We start from the raw sequence: 23,398 nt of genomic DNA, 5'->3' as shown, positions 1-23,398 counted from the left end.
GAATTGTAAATACAGCTTTTTTATTCTGATGCTTTTCAATTCTATAGCTCTGGTTGTCTCTCTATTACTATTTTTCTACATTATCGTAAAAAAACTGAGCGAAAAGAAAGCAAACCTTGAGGGTAATTTATGTAAATTAGAGCAAGAACTTCAAGAAACAAAGCAAACTTTGCTTACGAAGAATGAAGAAATAGTTGATTTAAGGGTCAAAAGAGCAGAACTTGAAGTAACTCTGCAAAAAGAACGTGAGGAAAAGAAAAAGGAAATAGAATTACTAACAAAAGCAGAGGAGAGATTAACAAACACTTTTAAAGCGCTCTCTCTTGATGCTTTGCAAACAAATAACAATAATTTTCTGAACTTAGCAAAGGAAGTAATCGATAGTAAATTAAAAGAAACGGAAAGCGATTTCAAAAAAAGACAAGCAACGATCAACGAAGTTGTAACTCCAATAAAAGAAAAATTAGAAAAATTCGATAATGAAATACGTGAGCTAGAAAAGGAGAGGGTAGGGGCCTATGAAGGTTTAAAGGAGCAAATTGGAGCGCTGATGAACCAAACTTCCAACCTTGCTAATGCCCTGAGGAAACCTCACATTAGGGGCAAATGGGGTGAAATGCAACTCAAAAGAGTGGTAGAAATGGCAGGAATGATTGAGTATTGCGATTTTTTTACTCAGCCGTCAGTGATTGATAAAAACGAGGATAATTTATTGCGTCCTGATTTAATAATCAAAATGCCATCTGGAAAGCAAATAATAATAGATGCTAAAGTGCCGCTTGATTCTTACATGGATGCTATATCACAAAATGATTTGCAAATACAAAAGGAGAAATTAAAGAACCATTCCCTGGCAATAAAAAAACACATAAATGACTTGGGTAAAAAAGAGTATTGGAATCAATTTGAAAATACGCCAGAACTTGTGGTGCTTTTCTTAACAGGGGAGGGGGTTTTTAGCGCAGCACTGGAATATGAGCCTGCTTTGATAGAGATTGGAGTGGAAAAAAAAGTGATCATTGCAACACCGATCACTCTAATTGCGTTGCTGAGAGCAATAGCGTATGGATGGAAGCAAGAGATGATAGCTGAAAACGCAAAGAAAATCAGTGAACTAGGTCATATTTTATATGAGCGCATTTGCACAATGGGTGAAAACTTTGATAATTTGCGCAGGAGCTTAAAAAGTGCTGTTGATCATTATAATAAAACTGCTGGCTCTCTTGAAGCAAGGGTGTTTCCTGCTGCTCGAGAATTCAATAAGCTTGGTATACATGCAAAAAATAAAAGTTTAAGTGCTGCAAAGGAATTAGAGTCTTTACCACGCAGTTTACATACTGAGGAGCTGAAAGTAGATTAGGCATCTTAACAGGGAATGTTCAAAAAAGCATACGCGTCAAGTTAAGGAAAAGTGTAAGTAAAGTTGATAGAGTGAAGGAAAATAATAAGGTATAAGTTCTCCCAGATATACTTTTAGTGAGAGAACCAATGAATAAAATAACTTGCTTATCAAAAAAGCTCAAAGAATTTTTTAATGAAAAAGCAGAGAAAATCTCAATTACAACAAGGTTTATAAAAAGAAAGAGAAAGCTAAAAGGTTCATCATTCGTAAAAGCCATGGTCTTGGGTAATATAGGAGTTGATAATTGTAGCGTAGAAACAATGTGTCAATTACTAAACGAGGACTCGATAGATATAACAAAACAAGGTTTGGATTTTAGATTTACTGAAGAAGCAGTGGAATTTATGAAAAGGATGTATAATGAATCTGTGATTCTCTTTAAAAATATCTTGCAAGTTGATTGCAAAATCTTACAGCAATTTAATAGTGTTAAATTATTGGACAGTAGCTATATTACTCTACCTAACAGTATGGAAGAGATGTATAAAGGTTATGGTACTAGCTACAGTGGCTATGAAAGCAATACTAAGTCTGGAATAAAGTTACAATTAGTTTTCGATTACATGAATCAGATAATAGACCAACTTAATTTAACGGAGGGAATAAGATCAGACCAGGGATATAGGAAACATTTAAGTAATATATCAAGCAATGATTTGCTAATATCTGATCTCGGTTATTTTGTGCCAAGTTCTTTTAAACAAATCAATGAAATAGGAGCTTATTTCATAAGTCGTCGATACCAACGTATATGATGTAGAAACAAATCAAAAAATGGAATTATTAGAATGTTTAGAGATTTTTAGAAAACGAGGTATTGTTAGGAAAAGAAGCAAAAATTAGAGTAAGAATTATATGTCAGAAACTAACTGAAGAACAGTCTATGGCCAGAAGAAGGAAAGCTAATAGATTAGCAAGATCGCAGGGATATACATCCTCTAAAAGAAATCAAAAATTGTTGAACTGGTCAATATTTATAACTAATGTTCCAGAAAATAAAATTAGTGCTGAGCAAGTATTAACGATTTACAGAGTAAGGTGGCAAATTGAGTTATTATTTAAATTGTATAAAAGCCATATCAGGCTTGATAAGCTAAAAGGAAAGCCATGCAGAGTATTATGTGAACTATATGCTAAATTGTGCGCAATTCTTATATTTCACGGCATAGTTGGTTGCACAGAAGTGAAAAAGAATACAGAACTTAGCTTAACAAAGGCATTTATTGAGCTAAAAAGGCGGGTTAGAGAGTTATTTTTAGTATTAACCAAAATTAATAGTTTAAAAGCATTTCTTAAAAAACTCACTATAACTTGGTCGCGATTTTCATTAAAAGACAAACGTAGAAGGGCTAGAGTATCCACTTTAACCTCTCTAAATTTGCTCACAATCTCTTAACTTGACGCGTATGGTTTATTTAACACTCCCCGTGATACGGAAACGATCATGCGTGGTTCGGAGAGGGGTTGTTGGAAAAGTACTTAACAAGTATAGCTCTTCTCATAATAGTCAGAACAAATCATAAAAAAGCAGAATCAACAGCTTGACGGAAAGACTGAAAAATAGGGATATTTTTTCTAGCTCTGTTCTTTATAGCAAACCAATGATGCTCAATTTCGTTAAAGTCTGGAGAATATGGAGGAAGATAAAGAATTTCAGCACCTACTCCTTTAGCAAGATCATCGATTTTTTTAGATTTATGGAAAGCAGCGTTATCAAGAATTACAGTTTGGCCAGACCTTAAAATTGGAGTCAAAAACTGCTCAAACCAAGCCTCAAAAACATCCTTGTTGCAGTATCCCTCAAAGGTCAATGGAGCAATGATTTTCTTTTTATTTAGAGCTGCAATCATACTGACACGCTGAGTTTTTTTACCTGATTTTAGTGAATGAAACCTCTCTCCTTTTCTGCAATATCCGTATGGGTAGTCTTCTGTATTGTCTATCCCAGATTCGTCAATATATACAAGATTTTCAGGATATTTTGTTGCTATAACCTTTGCAAATTGAGCTCGCTTTTCTTCATTTCTTTCTTTATATCCGTAGGTCTTTTTTTCTTGTAAAGCCAATATTTTTAAGTGCGCGGTGAATCGTTTGTCGACTGATATTGCCCCAGAGTTTAGCCATCTCTGACTGAGTTTTGCCGCCATGGTTTTTTGCAAATTCGGTGAAGACATTCCAGTCGGTAATTTTATGGTTATAGCTCTTCTCATAATAATCCAAATAAGGTAAGATATGGATTTATGGTAGTGGGGTTTGTATGCCAGCAGCGTATAGTTATGACTTAAGGAAAAAAGCAATGGAAGCATTGGATGAGGGAGAAAGTAGAGCAACTGTTGCCAAGAGATTTAAAATTGGAAAAACGACTTTATATGAGTGGCAGAAAAGGCGTGAGGAAACAGGAGATTTTCAGTCAAAAAAGCCTGGAAGCGTAGGATATAACCATAAAATTACCGACTGGAATGTCTTCACCGAATTTGCAAAAAACCATGGCGGCAAAACTCAGTCAGAGATGGCTAAACTCTGGGGCAATATCAGTCGACAAACGATTCACCGCGCACTTAAAAATATTGGCTTTACAAGAAAAAAAGACCTACGGATATAAAGAAAGAAATGAAGAAAAGCGAGCTCAATTTGCAAAGGTTATAGCAACAAAATATCCTGAAAATCTTGTATATATTGACGAATCTGGGATAGACAATACAGAAGACTACCCATACGGATATTGCAGAAAAGGAGAGAGGTTTCATTCACTAAAATCAGGTAAAAAAACTCAGCGTGTCAGTATGATTGCAGCTCTAAATAAAAAGAAAATCATTGCTCCATTGACCTTTGAGGGATACTGCAACAAGGATGTTTTTGAGGCTTGGTTTGAGCAGTTTTTGACTCCAATTTTAAGGTCTGGCCAAACTGTAATTCTTGATAACGCTGCTTTCCATAAATCTAAAAAAATCGATGATCTTGCTAAAGGAGTAGGTGCTGAAATTCTTTATCTTCCTCCATATTCTCCAGACTTTAACGAAATTGAGCATCATTGGTTTGCTATAAAGAACAGAGCTAGAAAAAATATCCCTATTTTTCAGTCTTTCCGTCAAGCTGTTGATTCTGCTTTTTTATGATTTGTTCTGACTATTATGAGAAGAGCTATATATCCTACGCTTCCAGGCTTTTTTGACTGAAAATCTCCTGTTTCCTCACGCCTTTTCTGCCACTCATATAAAGTCGTTTTTCCAATTTTAAATCTCTTGGCAACAGTTGCTCTACTTTCTCCCTCATCCAATGCTTCCATTGCTTTTTTCCTTAAGTCATAACTATACGCTGCTGGCATACAAACCCCACTACCATAAATCCATATCTTACCTTATTTGGATTATTATGAGAAGAGCTATAATTGGAAGCGCCTTTTGCTAGGGTTTAAGGTATGCCACATCCGTTCATTAAATAAGGGAGTACATAAAATCACAGAATAGTCTTAGAAACGCAATTACCGGTCGAAAACGTTTATTTTTAAAATTAGATCTACTTCATCAAAATTAATGCTGTTTATTCGAATACTAAAAATGCAATAGATTCAACTTTTATTGCAGTTTGCCAGCCAAAAAGATCATAAGAAACAAAGTTTTTCCGGTATTGCAGAGCGCGGCAAGAGTACAAAGGTTGGTTTTTCAGCCTTAAGTCACACTTTTCCTTAACTTGGCCGCGTACGGTTTATTGAACACTCTTCGTGATCAAGTTAAGTAGCTGGGGGAGAAAAAGCTGAACGTACCTGTTGCACAGCATTGTCATAATCCTTACTTGTTAATGGCTTCAAATCACCTAGTTTTGATGCTACTTTTTCTATTTCTCTATTTGTACTAGTCGTATTGTTTTTAGGATACTTAAGAGCTCTATTAAATAGTTGAAGATTATCTGCAGCCTCTTGTCCATGCTGAACCTTCTGTATTTGATCTAAAAGATCTATTTCACTAGTATCATCAAATGACTTAAGACTACCACTGATAAATTGAATCTTATTGCACATCATGCCTATATCAAAATCAGAGCCTCTACTGCTATAACTCCATATTGAATTTTTCTTATTATTTGTTCTTTTATATAACTCCGGTGTTGCCAGATTCTTGTCTCTAGGAATAATATCATTTTTATCACTGCAATACAGATCACCCTTTTCAGACATGTTTTGATAGTAACAATAACAGTGTAGAATTTCAAAGCATACTTTATATATACTCTCTTGAATATCCTGTATTTTTTCTATATCTCCACATTTTTTAACTACTTCTCTAAATCGTTCTTCATCATCTATACCTTTCTTAAACTCCAAGATTTTTTTCAATTTTTCACTATTTAGTTCTGTTTTATTAGCATTATCTTCTGGATAAACTGTATTTAAAATAGCAAGTAAGTGCTCTTCTTTAAGCGGTGATATGAAATCATTAAGTAATTTTTGGTAAACTTTAGACTGAAAATAATGAGCTATACTATTTACAGTGTATTGTTCTGCCTTATCTTTATCTATAACATTTTCATAATTACAACTAGTTAACTCTTTTATTAGAGGAGAATTTTGCAATTCTGTAAAAATAGATAGGTCATTAAGAACATTAACATAAAATTTCTCTTTTGTAATTTTTTCCTTCTCTAAATACTGCTTAATTGTAGAGTCACTTGAAATCAGATTAAATATTATACTAGATATATCATTTGAACCAATCTTTTGATCATTCGAAAATAATGACTGTGCGTGATCATATACTTCTTTAGCCCATGAATTTTTCTCATTAATGTACTGAGTTATTTGTTCTTTCTGCTCTTTACTTAGACCAGTAGTTACAACTAATTTATTTAATAAAGTTTTTATAGTCTGGTTTAGTTGGTTCAATTCTTCTTTTCTTTCTTCTTTTACGAATTCATGTAGATTTTCCATTATAAAATCTGTGCTACTTTTAACCTTATCTCCTGTTAAAGAAAGGATTTTCTTCAATGCCAATCCATTGCTAATAATATCTTTATATTTATAATTTTGAATTATATGTGCGTACGTTCTTTCATTTATCAATTCATCTTTTTTTTCGTTATTTTCTAGTTTTTTTACTTCTTGTTTAAACTCTTTGTATGAAGAATGCGTTTTGAACCAGTAGACAATTTTTGTGATAAATTCTAAAATGAAAGTTATCACGTGAGCTGAAGTAGGCAGATGATAATTCTTTTTTATATTATCTCTATAAGAATAAAGTATCTTATATGTATCATTTAGAACATCAATAAAATCGTTTTTTGTCTTTTGATTATCGTGATTATTTTGATTGTATAAATCCTCATACTCATTCCAGATAATTTCAATTAATTTATTTTCTAAATGATTAGAATGAATTTCTCCTGATGGCTCAGTATTTATATCAATATAATCTTGTATTTGTTTTGCAATCTTAGATCCAAGTCTTTTCACTAATTCTTTATGATGTTTCTTATCAGCTTTATTTAGAGCTTTAATGTAGCCATTTCTTGTTAGCTCATTAACATCAAAACTTACTTTTACTCCTGATTTTGTAACAAGATAAAAAATTGGCTGTTTTGCCCAATTTAACCCTCTATTTCTACCAAAAGCCTGTATAATTTCAGCAGGATCGTTAATATTGTCATCTGTTTTGTCTGTGATAAGGCCAACACTACATAAATTTAGATCATTAAATCCAGTAGTCTTTTCGCTAGTAATATAAGAGCCTATAAGCCCCTTCTTACATAGCTTATCAACTACTTTTTCAGTGTATTCTGCAGAACAATAATTAGGTTCATAATAATATTGTTTCGTTGTATCATCTAACGCCTCTATAGTACTTAATTTATGTTTTGTAAGATTCTTCTCTTTATCATGATTATCATCAGATAGTTTAAAGCTTTTTTCTTTTAAGTTAAAAAATGGCTTATTATCCTCAACTTTTGTAGCACTCTTTTGTAAACCATTAACTAAAAAGATAGTTTTATGCTTTTGACAAAATTCTTGTAATGCTAAAAGAGGACTATAGGAGCAGTTATCTGTCCCTAAATATTGGTTATGAATTCTTTTATCAAGTGCCCAATTATCAACAATCATTTTAAAGAATTCATCGTCATCATTCCTGGTTTGTAATAAAGCCTGTAAAACTCTTATTTCTTGAGTTGCTATACTCTCAGCTATATCTTGTGGAATACCTTCACTAATCAGATCTTTTGATATTTGATCCATGTGCTCTTCAGTATCTCCGATATTTTTGGATGATAATTTTGCCTTAACTTCTTTAACTAATGAGTCTAAATCGTGGCGTCTTTTGTAATCTAAAGTAATACTATCATAACCAGTGAGATATGAGATAGTATTTTCAATGATACCATGTAGAACATGAAATTCTTGATATTTTGCAGCATTACTGGAATAATCTACGTTACTTTCTATAAAATTTTCTGCTTTATTTGAATCATACCCATGATAATCAATCAAATAATTACGTAAGCCTGCTTTTCTCAATTCTTGTTTTGATTCTTCATATTTTTTAAATATAGCTTCATCTAACTCTGCTCCATGAGAAGATAAAAGACTTAATCCGAAAAAATCATATACATTTTCACGAGAAACTTTATTTCCGCTTTCGTATGCACTACCAACCTCATTACCATTTAGCATAAGATGAAAATTTACTACTGAGTCATGACTACCGCGTCCGACCAAACCTAGAAACTTTTCCCCTATTGAAAGATGAACATTCCATCTTATGCTTTTTCTGATATCACTTTCATTACCATCTGATACATAAAAAGGATCAGTAGTTTTTCTATAGATTACACATTCCTCAATGCTACCAATGCATTCATGTGCTGAGCTCAATCTTTCTTTCTCGATAATACTAGCAAACCATAGTGCTATCCTTTCTCCAAAATTAAATTTGGATTTCTTCTTAGCTGCCTGGATACGGCTTTTTGCTGTTCTAGTTTTTACAGCAGGTGATTTAGAAACACCCTGCTTTTCTTTTTCTTTAAGAGAAAGATTTATAATACAACCAACTCGTTTAGCAATGACTTCTGAAGGTGTAGCAGTTAAAAATGCAATAGGATTTTTTAAATTTTCAATATTTCTCTTATATAGTTCTACCTCAGTTGCCTTATGTGCTTCATCAACACTAATCCACCATTTATTATTTTTAACGAATATAGTTTCACACTCACTTGATTTTTCTTTGAATAGAATATCATGAGTAGTGATGATATGTGAATTAGGATCTATCTTACCAATTGCACCTTTATCACATAATTTGACTTTATCAGTGATACTTTTTGGTAATAGCCTACAAAAATCTTCTTTTAGTTGGCTTGCTAAAGTATCCTGATGAACTGCACAGATTCCATGATAATCTGCTAAATCTAATACAAAAGTCCACAGTGCTTGTGTGAATGATTTTCCAGATCCTGTTGCCATAGCAATTAATACATTAGGATTTTTTGTATCGCCATTTACATAATTTATCATTTGATAAAGGTTGGATATATGTATTGGGTAGAGATCAATTTTGTCTAATCCACCGATAATATGCTCATCTATTTTGGTACTAAAAGCATAATGATCGTTATTATCACAACTAAACGTCAATTCATGTGAACTACATAAATCAAGAAAATCATCGTCATTATACTTATTTTTCGGTTTAAATTCAATGTTTTGAGTCTGAGTTCCTTGACTGTTGTCACTTTCATAACCTGAATCTTCACAGTCAGATACTGTAGTACCAGTAATCTTTACATCATATTTATCATCAGAGTTTTTTTCTATATGAATTTTGCAATTCTTTTTTCCTATCTTTACTTGCTTAGAAAACTTATCTGCCTTTTCTTCCTTAATTGACTCTGTTACGTATTCATTTAATGATAAGCCCCTCTTGTTATTTATAGTAAAATAACTGTTTTTTTTATCATTAATTATATCTAGCAAAAGGTATCCTAGATATACTTTTTTTCCCGCTTTAACAATATTTTCGATGTCTAGCTTCTGCTTTTCAATACTCATAATAGATTTTATATAATTGACAACATTATTTATGTATAATTATATGCAAATAGTATAAAGAGTCAATTAATACTACAGAATATCCTAATCATTGCTATTCAAGACCGCTTTGATAGAGGAAAAGGCATAAACATATGGTATAAGCTCATACAAACAGGCCGCAATAATAGGGTGTATACATCTAACTGCTATGGTTTTACAGTATTGAAATCAGTCAAAAAATCATCTCGTACATCATAAAAAAATTTCTCTACTTAAGTTTTGTATAACCTGTTGTAAGTAGAAAAAACAGAAAATTTTTGATTTTTTTTTGAATACAGCAACATATAAACTTTATAAGTTCTATAGTGCATTTTTTATATTAACTAAATCTCTTAATTGATCGTTGTTAAATTCTGTAATCCAACTCTCGCCACTACTTATAGTTAGGTTTGCTAATTCCTTCTTGCTTTGAATCATCTCATCAATACGCTCTTCAAATGTACCTGTTGAAAGTAGCCTGTACACCATGACATTACGTTCTTGCCCGATACGATAGGCCCGATCTGTTGCTTGTGCTTCCACTGCTGGGTTCCACCATAAGTCATAATGTATTACATGGTTTGCCGCTGTTAAATTAAGCCCTGTTCCACCAGCTTTTAAAGACACTATAAGAATGTTGGACTGGAATAAGTTTTGAAAGTCATTAATCATTGTATCACGTGCTTTTCTAGAAAGTCCTCCATGTAAAAATGGCACTTCTGATTCAAACCTTTCTTCAAGTAGCCTAGCTATAATCTCACCCATTTCAGTGTATTGAGTAAATATCAATGATTTTTCTGCAACTTCACCAATACTAATCAATATTTCCTCAAGCATCTGCATTTTACCGGATTGTTCAATACTCGCACGCTTTTTCTTGCCAAACTGTGATGGATGGTTACAAATTTGCTTTAAAGCATTGATAAGTTTAAAGATTAGTCCCTTACGTTCAATCCCTTCACTTTTTTCTATCTTCTCCATAGTTGTATCAACAACCTTTTGATAAAGCGCTGTTTGCTCTGAAGTGAGGGAACAATAACGATTGTTCTCAATTTTATCTGGTAAATCCTGAATAATGCTTTTATCACTCTTAAGCCTACGTAACATAAAAGGGCTAGTGATTTTCATAAACCTTTCTAGACAAGTTTTATCTCTTGCTTTTTCAATCGGTGTTGCAAAGCTGCTTTTAAACTGCTTAGGAGTACCAAGATAAGATTTGTTGATAAAGTCAAAAATGCTCCAATACTCAAGCAACCTATTCTCAACAGGCGTACCACTCATAGCTATCTTATGTTTTGCTGCAATAGTTTTAATTGCCTTGGTTTGTTCGGTATTAGGATTTTTTATATTTTGTGCTTCATCAATCACGAGCAAAAACCAGCGAATTTTATTAAGTTCTTTTTTATCACGACGTGCAAGACCATAGGATGTTAGAGCTATATCATAATCACTTGCCAATTCTCGATTTTGTCCGTGATAGACGAAAAGCTTTAATTCTGGTGCAAAACGTTCCATCTCTCGTTGCCAATTACTTAATATGCTTGTGGGAGCTACTACCAAGACTCTACCTTGATCTAAAAACCCTGCATTTTTACAGTATAGAATGGCTGCAATAACCTGTATAGTCTTACCAAGACCCATATCATCAGCAATTATGCTACCAAACCCGTTTTCTATGTTCTGTATAAGCCAACTAAATCCGCGTTCTTGATATAGGCGTAGTTGTGCTATTAGATTATTTGGTGTAGTAACAGGTGTGTAAGTATTAAGTTTATTAAATAAGCTTGTAAGCTGCTGGTCAAATACTACTTTAGTTTCATTTACTTCTCCTGTTAGAGCAGCTTGCATAAGCTCTGCTTGACTTAAATAATCAGGCAATTTATCAAGTTTTTTTAATAAAGCTTCTACCTCCTTATCATCCAAAAGCACATACTGATCGACTATTCGCACAAGCCCTCGGGAATCTTTTAGCAATTTTTTAAATTCTGTAACGCTTAATTTTTTATCTCCTATTGCTACTTTCCAATCAAATTTCAATAAATTTTCCAGCGTTAAAAAGCTTTCGCGATCTTCTTTTATTTTATCCTTGGCAGACAAACTAAGACTTAATTGTGGTTTGAAGATTTTTTGCAAAGATTTCGGCAAGATAACCGTTATACCTATTGCTCTTAGTACTGGTACAATACCCAGGAATAAAGGTGCAAAATCATCTAAATTAAATGATAACTTGCTATCAATCGATCTTTCTAATTCAGGTATGTATTCAGATAAGAGTGCAAGATCAGATAAAATACTAAGCTTTACGTTTTGGTTAGAAAGTGCTTTTTCCAGCTTTATGAATGACTTCTCATCATCTAGTGATAACTGTACCTCAAGTTCAAATTTTTCATGGTGATCTTTTATCATTAAATAGAGTTTGTAAGGTTTATCTGCTAAATAAAGACGTGAAAGCCAGAGATTAATCGCTTGCGGTATTTCCTTGTTGCTAAACTCAGTAAACTTGTATGGTCTTCCAGTAAAGAATAATCCAAAGATGTCTTTATCTCCATACTTATCCAGAGATGCAGGAAAGTTATCTTCTATATACCCTAAAAGGATGAAAGAGATAGCAACATTTACTTGTTCCTCTGGTTCCATAGCGATTTCTTGATATTTAATCAATAGAGGCGGACAAATAGATGATATCTTGCTATGAATTTCCTTAACTGACTCATTAAACAACGCCGGAATCCACCTAATTATTACTTCTCCTCTTTTGTTTTGTAATACTTGTGGTATTAGCGCTGACTTTTCCATCAGCATATGTGCAAACTGTGAAATCATATGCATGAAGCGAAGTTCAGGATTAAGCCTGTGAAGTAACGAATTAGGAATGTCGTTTAAAAATCGCGCTATATCTTTCAATACATTTCTACTTAGCGTAAACAAATTGGTTGTACCATTGCTCACTTGAGTAAGGTAATGCTGATCATCAATGAATAGTTGAAATGTTTGCCAATTCTCAATATTTCCCCATCTTTTAATAAATAGCTCCTCTTCTGATAGTTCCTTCTTAGAAGCTGGATAGTACACTAACTTTCCTGCAGGATACTTTTGCCAGTGCTTATAAGCTATCTGTAAAATATTATGGAAGTTTTTTTCAAAAAAAAGTGGATTATCTGTTAAAATACTACTGATACAATCAAAAAGGTTAGGAATAGTTGATAAATCAATATCATTTAAAATTGCTTGGTTATGTATTCTAATTTTAGAACATGCCTTAAATATATCATCTATCTTTAAGATGTTTTGAGCATTTTCTAATTTTCCATTCCCAAAATCATCGATAAGTGCTGACAAATTACAATAAATTACAATTATGAATATTAAAAATCATGAAGGGGTTTTTATCAATTTCTGCAGCAATAAGATAAACTACAGCAGCAATGTGTTTACAAGGCATAGCCCAATCAGGACAGTTGCAATTTGCATTCATCTCTTCCCAATTTGAAGGAAACAATTTAATCCCAAGATCATTAAGCTTATCAAACAAGCTGGCTGATAATTGTCTATTTATCAATTTAGCTAATATAGCTGGTGAAGTTTCAATAATTTGACGAATGGTCTGTTGTTCTGATGAGCTTAATTCATTGAGTATAATTTTGACTTTATATGGTTGAGGTTTTGAACCACGATATGGGTAAGATCCTGAGCTATGAACTTTAGCTGTAACTATGTGACCATTAATTTTAATACCAAAAGCTCGACCAGTATTAGCACAAGTTCTGCCACGTGGAAGACGGTTATCATAATCAATTCTATTGAAGCACTGAAGCCATTTCTCTCCCCACCATGTTCTTCCATAGATAGTCATTTTTTAAAATCGTATATTTCAATATAAATAAATTGAATATTAATCTTATAGATAATTTTTCTAAATATATCAAACCCACCTTAGAAACAACTATAGTGTTTCTTCAGAGCAAGCTACCAATTTTAGAACGGTTTAATATCAATTACTACTATAAAACGCCAACAGAAATAAGTTAAAATAAGCATTTGTTTGTTGCTATAGATCAAATTTACTTATGTTGAGCTGCATAAAAGTGCAACCAAGACTATACAAAAAGACTTAAAACTCTCAAAACCTTATGAATTTATATGTAACCAGTGCTCCTAATTTATTTACAATTCACCACTCTCTGGGACCATACAAAATTGGGGTTAAAAGGTTTGCTTGGCAAAATTACTGTTTAGTGTTATACTTAGTTAAATTGTTTTGGTAGGAGGGAAACATGGCTTGGAGTTTATTTGGTGGGCTCATGCCACCAGCAGATGCTACAGAAGAAAATAAAGTTAAAAGTAGGAAAAATTCTGGGGATTCGGGTATTGAAGTCGAAGATCCATTTGTTGTAATTCCTGAAAATTTAACTTTTGCTGAAATAATAGATATTCTAAATAATGCCATAGAGTATAATAATCGTGAAAAAGAATTAGATAAAATCGTAAAAGATTATGAAGGCCAATCTGTTACACTAGATATCGAAAGCCTCAAAGATCTTTGTTCAAAGCAACTTGGTTTAGGCTTACAAAACAGAAGCGATCACCAACATATATATTCAAATATACTGTCACAATATAGTTTTGATCAAGCAGAATGCAATTATAGTTATCCAGTAAAAGAGCTGGTACTTTTAGCAATTGCAGCTAATGACAAGCTTACAGGGATATGTCAAGATCTACTTTTCAACAAAAAAAACTTAAGCCTTTTGCCTCTACTTGTTGGTGGTGAACGATATGTTAAAGCTTTTATGGAGAAATTTTGTGATACGGAAAAACCCTATGAACTTTATGTAAACTTAAAAGACCAGACGATCCAACTTGAAAATGGTCAAATAGGATTTTTCTCAGTTATAGCACTAAGACAAGAGCGAGAATTACTAAATACAGTTCTTATTGAGTATGTCTTAAAAGATCTTGAACAAGTGTTGCAAACAAGTAGCTTTGACCCTTTATATGGTGTGCTTGAAACAGCATCTCTCGCTAAAAATAAAGACTTTATGAAGATAGTACTGGATTCACTTGAAAGATATATTGATGATCAGGCTAAAAAAGATCTATTAAAAAAGTGTATTGTTACTTTTTTAGAAACTGCAATAAGTCAGGAGCATGTTTCAATTGTTGAGTACTTGTGCAGAGAACGTATTGAAAAGAAAGATCCAATAATTCAAGAAATCTATAAAGAAGCATTTGCAGATGAGAAAATTATTGAACAAATTAAAAACCAGGTTCTAAAAAATATTGATAGTGCAGGTAATGGACGTAAGGAAAAAAAACAAAAGATTTATGACCTAGTTTTGCAAGCCGCCTCATGTACTGGCAGTACAGATTTTATAATAAAAGTACTAGATTTAATTAAAAATGATCCCAAATTTTTAGGCGATACAGATAGGCGGACCTTCTTGCAAAATAGTCTAGTTACTATTTTAGATAATGTTATACGTGAAAAACATTCCTCAATTATTCAAAATGTGTATACAAATTTTATATTGAAACTCGCTGAAAATTCAGGGGTGGAGTTTTTAACCATCCAACAAAGATATCAAAACGCTTGTCATACTTCTATAAGTGTAGATAATAATGTTGCCGGTCAGTTTAATGAGGAACCTAATGGAGATAATTCAAGTCTAGAACAAAATGAATTTGAAATAACTGATATTCAAGAAGAGCAAAGGCCAGGTATTTTAGGACCAAATAAAACTGAAATTGCAGGATTTAGCCAAGAGAAGTTATTAGAAATCATCAATTTTGTTAAGATAGGCTATTATGTTAGTGATTGTAACCTTAATAATAAAAAATTTTCTGAGTTAGAGAAAAGATCTTATAAAGTTCCAGCTAAACTTAAGGAAGAAGGATATAAAATTGTTCAGTTTTATAACGTGAATGATGGTAAACAATATCGACATGCTGGTTACATTTTATAAAAGATAACGAAATAACTATAGTTTACCGCGGTAGTCGTAATGTGTTTGACTACATGAAAGATTTTGAAATGATTTTGACTAGTTCAGATGGGCTTTTACCTGGAGGTGGAAAAATCCACTCAGGTTTTTATTCTTTATTTAAGGATTCTTGGAACAGTGTTTATGAGATATTAAAAGGACATGCTAATGATCAAAAGTTAGAAATTAAAGATTTTAAAATTAACCTTACAGGTCATAGTATGGGAGGTGCTATTGCCACCATAGCTGCTCTACATTTGAGTGTAGAAGAGGGTGCAGAAGATTTGCATGTTGCAACTCTTGCTTCTCCAAGGGCTTTTGACCCTTATGCTGCTAAGGTTTATAAAGAACGCCTTGGAAAGAAAACTATTAGAGTAGTTAATCAATCAGATTTCATACCTTCATTACCACTTGGTTCTATGGGTTATAAACATGTGGGTGAACGATTAGTAATAACTAGTCGTTGTTCTTTACAGCGTGCCCATTTATTAGACATATATCGCAATCTTATTATAAATATTGAACCTGACAAATTTAAGTCTGATAATAGCGTATCTATATACTATTATACTTCTTACTTTGTTGCAGCATTGTATAATTTATTCACTTCACCAAGTTACCTCATTCCAAATACCCATTCAAATGGTGATAAACAATATTTTAAACAAGTAAAGAACAAACATAAAGATGCTTCACTTTCTGAAATGATGAAATATTCTGAATTTAGTAATGAACAGGAAGTAGTAATTTATGAGGATTCTGAACCTGGTGAAGACGGGTTTATAACCTTTGTGATGCCATCTTTACATAGACATGGAAGAAGTAAAGGGTTAAAAGTTAACCTTCCTGATATTGCTTTTTTTGTTAACAATAATTATTATCTCAGTGGAGACACTATTAGTCTGAGGCTATTGAAAACCTTAGTTGATAACTATCCAGGAAGCTTGGCACTTATGAAGAAAAAGAGTAATAAACTTAATCGAGGTTCTTCTTCTACCGCAGCTATCTCAACGTTAACAATAGCTGAAGTTTCTTCAACAAATTCATCTTTAGGTGATCATAGCAATAATAATGTACAAATCGCAGTGCAGAGTGATGAGAATCAGCAAATGAATGCTGAAAAAGCTGGTAGCAGTAACACTCCAGGAATTCCTGAGCAAATACTTGTACCAAGTAATGAAAAAGAGCTTGTAGCAAGTACAGGTTACGGTATGGGAGATGTCATTACCAAAACAGGAAATGCAAGAGATTTGCATGTTGCAACTTTGGGTACTCAACAGGTTGTTCCTCGTGGAGGGACTGTTAGTACTATTGAGGCATTAAAGAATTTGCCTAACAACAGAACAATTAAAATTTTTCTCCTTAATGGTCAGAGTGTTGCTCAAATTTTTAAAAAATCTGATAGAAAGATTGAGCTTTTTTTCCCTGGTAGTGATCCCTATGAACTTGATTTGCATTTGATTAATGAAGAAAGTCTAAAAGTGCTATTTAATAAAGAAAATCTAATTAATGAACAAGCTTCTATTCAATTTGCTGGACATGTAATACAAGAGGATTCCATACAAATATTACAGCCGAAAAGTTTAGTAAATATTAGGGATAATAATGTTCAACTTGTAGACGAAAGCGATCAACCAATTCAGGAAGGTAATGGTATTGCCCTTATGGATTACTTAGAGGATGATGAACATTTTTATGATGCAGTAGAAAGTCAAGGTACAAACTCAGAGGGAACACAAGTTAATAATACTCAAGGCGGAAACGAACATCATTCTAATATTACAGCTAATACTAACGATGAAAGTGTTAGCACTACTACGAATGATCAATTAACCTCTATTATCAGTAGCAATGGTGAGGATAAACAACCTCCTGTTCAACAAGCCTCCCTAGTTCCAAAGGAATCAGGAGAGCTTGCTGCAGAAATTCCTCAAGGTACATCAGTTGAAGGTGATGTTACTAAAAATGATGATGTAGCAACTTCTGTTAGTAGTGATGATAATCATAGTAATTCAAGTGAAATTCAGTTAGGTGAATCACGAACTGGCAGTGATCAAATATCCAATCAATCTACCGGACATATAACACAAATGGATGATGAGCGAGCTCCTCTAAGTGAGGGTAATTCTAAGCTTGAAAGTAATCAACGAGATCTACAACCAGAAGTTTTACCTATAGTACTCAATGGCAATCCCAATAATATAGCTGTTACAAATGGGAATATTAAAATGCCAATTTTAGAACAAAAAAGTGATACCAAAACCAACGGCAAGCAGTCTACTAATCCAAACAATGGAGGTGTTACTGCACCATCTGTTCAACTAGCTGCACCTAAAAGTGTAGATAAGAATAGTGGTAAAAAAGATACACAACCAAAACTAATACCAACAGGGGTACCTTTAGTAGCTAGTAAAGACTCTAACCGAGTAAATAATGTTCAAGGTAACAGCAAACAACCTAGTTATCCAGGCAAAAACAACCCTGCTCTACAAAATGCAAAAAGTAAGTTGCCTGTGATAGCTGCTTCTATGTTAGCAATAACCGGAGTTGCTACAGGGATAGCTATTGCAGTTTACTTGGAAATGCTAATGGTAGGAATAGCAGTTGGAGCTTGTTGTCTAGTTGCTGCTGCGATCATATACTATTGTAATAAGCCTTCAAATTTACTTGAGGGTAGTAATGTTGAATCTCCAGCTATTAGTGCTAGTGCACCCATTGCACAATAAGTTGAAGAGTAAATATAGTAGTTTACCATTTAATAATTTATTATCATTATGTTAATTATTGTAAAATAAGAACCAAAGCCTGATTTAAAATGCGTGCTCGATAAATACTTCGGCGAAAGTACTATTGCTGATGTTTCAAGTAATCTACTGCTTACCAGTTATGATATACACAACAACTGTCCATTTTTCCTTAAAGGTTGGAGAGAAAACGGGAATTTCATCAAGTTAAAAGATGCACTCAGAGCCACAACAGCAGCACCAACATACTTTGCACCTAAGTATTTTGAAGTTAGCCAAGAAAAAAGAGTATTAGTCGATGGAGGGGTATTTGCCAATAACCCAGCGGCTTGTGCATATGCAAATAGCAAAAAACTTTTCCCTAATGAAGAAATCGTTCTGGTATCAATTGGCACAGGTCGGCTATCTAATCGAATCAAGTACAGAAAATTAGGAAAGATAGCCTGCTCTATTAAATGTGATGTTTGCATCGAGCCTTGATGTGGTAAATTACCAGCTAGGTAACGTAATGGACGACAGATACATCAGGATACAATCACAACTGACAATAGCGTCGGCTGAGATGGATAATATTACATCAAAAAATATTAAATGTCTACAGCAAGAGATACCGTCTCACCAGTCAACAAAAAAATTATAAAAATTGCTCAAGTTATAGCACTTCTCATAATAGTCCAAAAAAGGTAAGATATGGATTTATAGTAGTGATGGTAAGCATGCCAGCAGCATATAGTTATGACTTAAGGAAAAAGGTAATGGAAGCATTGGATGAAGGAGAGAGTGGAGAAACTGTTGCCAAGAGATTTAAGATTGGAAAAACAACTTTATATGAGTGGAAGAAAAGACGTGAGAAAACGGGAGATTTTCAGTCAAAAAAGCCTGGAAGCGTGGGCTATAACCATAAAATTACCGACTGGAATGCATTTACCGAATTTGCAAATGAGCAAGGTGGTAAAACTCAGTCAGAGATGGCTAAGCTTTGGGGCAATATTAGTAGACAAACGATTCATCGAGCACTTAAAAATATAGGATTCACAAGAAAAAAAAGACCTACGGGTATAAAGAAAGAAATGAGGAAAAGCGAGCTCAATTTGCAAGGGTTATAGCGACAAAAGAACCTAAAAACTTAGTGTATATAGATGAGTCTGGCATTGATAACACTGAAGACTACCCCTATGGGTATTGCCAGAAAGGACAGCGGTTTTATGCCCTAAAATCTGGAAAGAAAACTCAACGAATCAGTATGGTTGCAGCCTTAAGTAGAAGAAAGATAGTTGCTCCATTAACCTTTGAAGGCCACTGTAATATGGATGTTTTTAATGGATGGTTTGAGCAATTTTTGACACCAATCTTGGAACCTGGACAAACTGTCATTCTTGACAATGCTACTTTTCATAAGTCTGATAAGATTATCGAGCTTGCTAAAGGAGTTGGTGCAGAAATTTTGTATCTGCCTCCATATTCTCCAGATTTCAACAAAATTGAGCATTATTGGTTTGCTATAAAAAACAGAGCCAGGAAAAACATTCCTCTATTCGAATCCTTTCGTCGTGCTGTTGATTCTGCCTTCCTATGACCTGTTCGGACTATTATGAGAAATGCTATACATCATAAAATCAAAAAATACTTTCAATTTACATCCTGTGTAGCAGTACACAGATTATAGTTAGTGGATATGTTGATAAGTAAATTAGTTACATATAAGACAGCAGAAATTTACTTATCAACATATCCACTAACCAACTACATTCAATAAATTTGTGTAAGATACTATTTCACATAAGATGTGATAGAAAGCATTTTTTGATTTTAAAGCACTAAACCTTCAGCCAACCTTTTAGCCCTATAGTTTTTGATATGGTCTGGATCAAAAGCCTTCTTTGAACTTAGAACACCAAAAACAATATGGAGTAACTTACGCATCGCAGCTCCCACAATGGCCATATTATGCTTGCCTTTTTCTTTTAATCTCTTGCAAAAAGTCATAATAATAGGATTGTGATCTTTAGCTACTATAGCAGGAAAATACATTGCCTTACGTAGTGTTCGTGAACCTGATTTACTTAATCTGGGTTTGGCATATACAGAGGAACCTGATGTTATATTTCTCGGTATAACTCCTGCATATGCTGCTAATTGCCTGGCATCTCTAAAAGCTTTTATGTCAGGAACCTCAGCTAAAATAGCTATTGCTGATTCTTCTCCTATACCTGAAATAGTCAGTAGAAGTTGAAAATTTTCCAACAACTCTTTGTGTTGCTTTAATAATTCACGTATGGAGTTTTTTATTGTTTCTATTTTTTGTTCTATGTTCATTGCAAGGTCTTCCCAAGCATTTGCAACTTCTTTAGGCAGTCTCTCTTTTTTTTCTAAGTGGTTATTTACTAATGTCAATTCATCTTTTAACGCAGCCGAGCAACGATAAAGATGTTTTAATTTTTTTAACTCAGGAGAAGCAACGAGTTGGTTCCTGTCTTTGGCAGTAATCAGCAATAATTTCCGCATCGGTCTGATCATTCTTTTGTCGTACAAGCTTACTCCTTGCATAAGATTTTATGCAATAAGGATTTACAACACTAACAAAATATCCAGCATTGTGAAGAAATTCAGCCAAAGCTTCACCATAACAACCAGTAGCTTCCATACAGGCTTTTACTTCTTCTACATTATGTTTTTGTAGAAAGTCCTGCAAACCTTGAAACCCAGAATCCTCGTTTTTAAAATTCCTTTTCCTAGTTTCACGTTTTCCTTTTTTGCTTATGAATGAAAGAAAAACATCAAAGCGATCTTTTGATATGTCTATTCCTAAAAAGTTGTTGATCATATATAACCCCATACGTTACCATTAAAAATGAAAAGTAAGGCTTACCTTGTGAATACAGAATTAGAACCATTTAGGTTTTTCTACGATACCGTCCAGCCTATACTTTTGAGAAGGGAACTCTTATCTCTTGCACAGATTTTATATCTAAGCCAAATGCCAGAGTTTTTCCCTTCTCCATCTAATGCTTAAGCTTAAAACATTAAATGCTTTTTACAAGATACAAGCCAAGAAGATTTGATAGAGGAACTGACCTTCATACCCAATCAAACCCTTTGCCGATGTGCCACCGTCCGGAGACATCAGTAAAAATCGTTGCAGCATAGAGGAGCCAAAAAGGAGAGAATGACTTTCCCCCTACCAATATAGCCACTTTGTGTGCCTTTTAAGTTTATTGCATAAAGGTAAAATGGTTTTTGTAGGCAGAGCAACTACAAGAAAAGAGGTACGAAAAAGGATTACTCCACCTACACAAGTTTTAGAAGTTTAGTAAGTATAAAGGAAGAATGCAAGAAAATATTAAAAGGTTATTGAAAGCACTAAAGCTGACAAGAAAAAGATTAAAGATTATTAAGGCTAGTAGAAATACACTGACAGCTTTAGTAAAAGCGAACCTCTATGATGTAAGAGCGTCGTCAATTGGAAGAATGAAGGAAAGAAAAAAAGGGGCAGAAATTGGAAAATATCAAATTACAGGAGCATTTATAGCAACGATGCCAAGAGGTTATAAAGGAGTTTTTAAACGTGAAGGAAGAACAGCATTGCCGATACAAGAAATCAAATTACCGCTAGAACCAGAAGGATCGAGGATAATAAAAGACCTTGTTAATTATGAAGTTGAAAAGGTATTTGAAAAGTTTTTTTACCGTGAATTAGAACTAAAAGTATGAATTGGAAGGATTTGCACAACGCAATTTGTATTACGTTAAAGGAAGAAATACCAGCGATACAGACGTGCGAAGTTTACCCAGCAATAAGAAAAGAATTGGTAGCACCAGCGGTATTTGTAGAATTGTCAAGTTTAGAGCAAGGAAAAGATCCGGGAACAGAAGAATTAGCCCTGAAAGCAAGATTTGAGGCGAGGATTGTAGTTGATGGAACAGTCGAGGATTCCTCGGTAGTTGTAAGGTTACTGGCAGCGGAAGTTGCAAGGGTTGTAAGTAAAAATACTTGGAACGTGAAAAATATTGCACCTGGAGAGTTTTTATCAGCAGGAGGAGATGATTTTAGGCCAGAGTTGGATGCATATCTAGTGTGGATGGTTGAATGGGTGCATGAAATCCATGTAGGGAAGTCAGTGTGGTCAGAAACTGGCACATACAATAAGTGTTGGCGAAAATGTTAGAGCATAATTTTGCAATTTCAGAGCTGAATAGGAAGTTAGCGAATATTATTCGTATAGGTCTAGTTAAAGAAGTAGACTATGAAAAAGCAAGAGTAAGGGTCAAAGTAGGAGAATTTTTAACAGATTGGCTTCCATGGGTAACGGCAAGAGCAGGAGAAGATAGAAGTTGGTTTGCGCCGAATATTGATGAGCAAGTAATAGTATTATCGCCATATGGAGAGTTGTCATTAGGGGTGGTGTTACCGGCAATATATCAGGAAAAATACCCTACTCCAGAAAGCAAAAAAGAAGTAAGTAATTTAGTATTTCAAGATGGAACAAAATTATCATACGACAAGGAGAAGCATCATCTTGAGATTGATGTAGTAGATAAACTAATGTTGAAAGTAGGAGAATCAAGCATAGAGATGACAAAAGACGGAATAAAACTTAAGGCAAAAAGGATTAATCTTAATTGATATGGCTAAAGCAGTTGTACGTTTGGGTGATTACTGTGGAGAAGCATTGCCGCATTTTTGCATAGGAGGAAGTAGAGATGTATTTATAAACGATAAACCTGTTTGTCGGCAAGGAGATAGTTTTACAGAAGGTAAGGTAATGGCACAAGGGTCAAAAACAGTGTTTGCTAATGGTCATGGTATAGGAAGAGTTGGGGATTCAGTATCTTGTGGGTTTAAGGTAATAAGTGGAAGTGAAAACGTGTTTGCGAGCTAAAAATGCGTGGGATGAGCAATAAAACTGGAAAAGAGCTTGAAGGAATAGAACATTTAAAGCAATCAATAGTTAATATTTTAACCACTCCTATAGGATCAAGGATTATGAAACGGGAGTATGGTTCTAGAGTATTTGAATTAGTTGACAAGCCAATCAATAGGGATTTTACGCTAGAAATTTATGCAGCAGTAGCAGGAGCATTAGAAAAATGGGAAAAAAGATTTAAGCTAGAAAAAGTAAAAATAACAGAAGTGAAAGAAGGAAAGGTCAATATTTCATTAGATGGTATTTATCTACCAAATGGGAAAAATATTCATTTTGAAGGAATTGTAGTATAA

At 33.7% G+C, this 23,398-nt stretch carries 13 protein-coding genes and 6 pseudogenes; 13 read left to right on the top strand and 6 right to left on the bottom strand.

Annotated elements, in window-relative coordinates:
• The first annotated feature begins 28 nt into the window (after positions 1–28).
• Both OPR28_RS01845 and OPR28_RS01840 read left to right on the top strand, forming a co-directional pair.
• Positions 29–1,360 (top strand): DNA recombination protein RmuC, encoded by a 1,332-nt coding sequence (locus OPR28_RS01845; RefSeq protein WP_077188164.1) that lies wholly within the window; start codon positions 29–31, stop codon positions 1,358–1,360.
• A 128-nt stretch (positions 1,361–1,488) separates the two neighbouring features.
• Positions 1,489–2,798, top strand: a pseudogene (locus OPR28_RS01840) (IS4 family transposase).
• 121 nt (positions 2,799–2,919) lie between these two features.
• On the opposite strand, the pseudogene OPR28_RS01835 reads toward OPR28_RS01840, so the two are convergent.
• Positions 2,920–3,601, bottom strand: a pseudogene (locus OPR28_RS01835) (IS630 family transposase); the annotation flags it as partial.
• Positions 3,602–3,659: 58 nt separating this feature from the next.
• On the opposite strand from OPR28_RS01835, the gene OPR28_RS01830 reads away from it, so the two are divergent.
• A protein-coding gene (locus OPR28_RS01830) for an IS630 family transposase (protein WP_265023237.1) occupies positions 3,660–4,518 on the top strand; the annotation gives its coding sequence in 2 pieces (ribosomal slippage) (positions 3,660–3,985 and positions 3,984–4,518; 861 coding nt in all).
• Between the two features lie 29 nt (positions 4,519–4,547).
• On the opposite strand, the pseudogene OPR28_RS01825 reads toward OPR28_RS01830, so the two are convergent.
• The 4 genes and pseudogenes from OPR28_RS01825 to OPR28_RS01810 all read right to left on the bottom strand — a co-directional run.
• Positions 4,548–4,727, bottom strand: a pseudogene (locus OPR28_RS01825) (IS630 transposase-related protein); the annotation flags it as partial.
• 405 nt (positions 4,728–5,132) lie between these two features.
• Complete coding sequence (locus OPR28_RS01820; RefSeq protein WP_265023394.1) at positions 5,133–9,434, bottom strand: DEAD/DEAH box helicase family protein; 4,302 nt, start codon at positions 9,432–9,434, stop codon at positions 5,133–5,135.
• A 342-nt stretch (positions 9,435–9,776) separates the two neighbouring features.
• Positions 9,777–12,794, bottom strand: a complete 3,018-nt coding sequence (locus tag OPR28_RS01815; protein WP_265023393.1) for a DEAD/DEAH box helicase — start codon at positions 12,792–12,794, stop codon at positions 9,777–9,779.
• A 1-nt stretch (position 12,795) separates the two neighbouring features.
• Positions 12,796–13,308, bottom strand: a complete 513-nt coding sequence (locus OPR28_RS01810; RefSeq protein ID WP_265023392.1) for an SWIM zinc finger family protein — start codon at positions 13,306–13,308, stop codon at positions 12,796–12,798.
• A 421-nt stretch (positions 13,309–13,729) separates the two neighbouring features.
• Between OPR28_RS01810 and OPR28_RS01805 the strand changes: the two genes are divergently transcribed.
• The 4 genes and pseudogenes from OPR28_RS01805 (at position 13,730) to OPR28_RS01790 (ending at position 19,756) form a co-directional block, all read left to right on the top strand.
• Positions 13,730–15,418, top strand: coding sequence for a host RNA manipulator TomO (locus tag OPR28_RS01805; protein WP_265023391.1), 1,689 nt, complete (start codon positions 13,730–13,732; stop codon positions 15,416–15,418).
• Positions 15,391–18,162 carry a lipase family protein gene (locus tag OPR28_RS01800; protein WP_320157049.1) on the top strand — a complete coding sequence of 924 codons (2,772 nt, stop codon included), beginning with the start codon at positions 15,391–15,393 and terminating at the stop codon, positions 18,160–18,162. Before OPR28_RS01805 ends, OPR28_RS01800 begins: the two co-directional genes overlap by 28 nt.
• A 90-nt stretch (positions 18,163–18,252) precedes the next feature.
• A pseudogene (locus OPR28_RS01795) lies at positions 18,253–18,820 on the top strand (patatin-like phospholipase family protein); the annotation flags it as partial.
• Positions 18,821–18,896: 76 nt separating this feature from the next.
• Positions 18,897–19,756, top strand: a protein-coding gene (locus tag OPR28_RS01790; protein WP_265023390.1) for an IS630 family transposase whose coding sequence is annotated in 2 segments (ribosomal slippage) — positions 18,897–19,218 and positions 19,218–19,756 — 861 coding nt in all. Because the reading frame shifts where the segments join, the coding sequence is not laid out codon by codon here.
• Positions 19,757–19,989: 233 nt separating this feature from the next.
• Here the strand turns inward: OPR28_RS01790 and OPR28_RS01785 are convergent.
• Positions 19,990–21,004 (bottom strand): annotated as a pseudogene (locus OPR28_RS01785) (IS110 family RNA-guided transposase).
• Between the two features lie 221 nt (positions 21,005–21,225).
• On the opposite strand from OPR28_RS01785, the pseudogene OPR28_RS01780 reads away from it, so the two are divergent.
• The 6 genes and pseudogenes from OPR28_RS01780 to OPR28_RS01755 form a co-directional block, all read left to right on the top strand.
• A pseudogene (locus tag OPR28_RS01780) lies at positions 21,226–21,327 on the top strand (major capsid protein); the annotation flags it as partial.
• A gap of 180 nt (positions 21,328–21,507) precedes the next feature.
• Positions 21,508–21,891, top strand: a complete 384-nt coding sequence (locus OPR28_RS01775; protein WP_265023389.1) for a phage tail protein — start codon at positions 21,508–21,510, stop codon at positions 21,889–21,891.
• Positions 21,888–22,346, top strand: coding sequence for a hypothetical protein (locus OPR28_RS01770; protein ID WP_406829237.1), 459 nt, complete (start codon positions 21,888–21,890; stop codon positions 22,344–22,346). The genes OPR28_RS01775 and OPR28_RS01770 overlap by 4 nt, the downstream gene beginning before the upstream one ends.
• Entirely contained in the window at positions 22,340–22,804 is a 465-nt protein-coding gene (locus tag OPR28_RS01765) for a phage baseplate assembly protein V (RefSeq protein WP_265023387.1), read from the top strand. The genes OPR28_RS01770 and OPR28_RS01765 overlap by 7 nt, the downstream gene beginning before the upstream one ends.
• A 1-nt stretch (position 22,805) precedes the next feature.
• Entirely contained in the window at positions 22,806–23,060 is a 255-nt protein-coding gene (locus tag OPR28_RS01760) for a PAAR domain-containing protein (protein WP_265023386.1), read from the top strand.
• 2 nt (positions 23,061–23,062) lie between these two features.
• Entirely contained in the window at positions 23,063–23,398 is a 336-nt protein-coding gene (locus tag OPR28_RS01755) for a GPW/gp25 family protein (RefSeq protein ID WP_265023385.1), read from the top strand.

This window comes from Wolbachia endosymbiont (group A) of Epistrophe grossularia (genome assembly GCF_947251435.1).
In the GTDB taxonomy this organism is placed as follows: Bacteria; Pseudomonadota; Alphaproteobacteria; order Rickettsiales; family Anaplasmataceae; genus Wolbachia; species Wolbachia pipientis.
The sequence above is the reverse complement of the archived record's forward strand: the minus strand, read 5'-3'. Positions and strand labels throughout refer to the sequence as shown.

Excerpts from the sequence above, each read along its gene's own strand:
- OPR28_RS01760 (WP_265023386.1), top strand. The coding sequence starts at position 22,806 with ATGGCTAAAGCAGTTGTACGTTTGGGTGATTACTGTGGAGAAGCATTG.
- OPR28_RS01820 (WP_265023394.1), bottom strand. The coding sequence starts at position 9,434 with ATGAGTATTGAAAAGCAGAAGCTAGACATCGAAAATATTGTTAAAGCG.
- OPR28_RS01755 (WP_265023385.1), top strand. The coding sequence starts at position 23,063 with ATGCGTGGGATGAGCAATAAAACTGGAAAAGAGCTTGAAGGAATAGAA.
- OPR28_RS01810 (WP_265023392.1), bottom strand. The coding sequence starts at position 13,308 with ATGACTATCTATGGAAGAACATGGTGGGGAGAGAAATGGCTTCAGTGC.
- OPR28_RS01765 (WP_265023387.1), top strand. The coding sequence starts at position 22,340 with ATGTTAGAGCATAATTTTGCAATTTCAGAGCTGAATAGGAAGTTAGCG.
- OPR28_RS01770 (WP_406829237.1), top strand. The coding sequence starts at position 21,888 with ATGAATTGGAAGGATTTGCACAACGCAATTTGTATTACGTTAAAGGAA.
- OPR28_RS01775 (WP_265023389.1), top strand. The coding sequence starts at position 21,508 with ATGCAAGAAAATATTAAAAGGTTATTGAAAGCACTAAAGCTGACAAGA.
- OPR28_RS01805 (WP_265023391.1), top strand. The coding sequence starts at position 13,730 with ATGGCTTGGAGTTTATTTGGTGGGCTCATGCCACCAGCAGATGCTACA.
- OPR28_RS01845 (WP_077188164.1), top strand. The coding sequence starts at position 29 with ATGCTTTTCAATTCTATAGCTCTGGTTGTCTCTCTATTACTATTTTTC.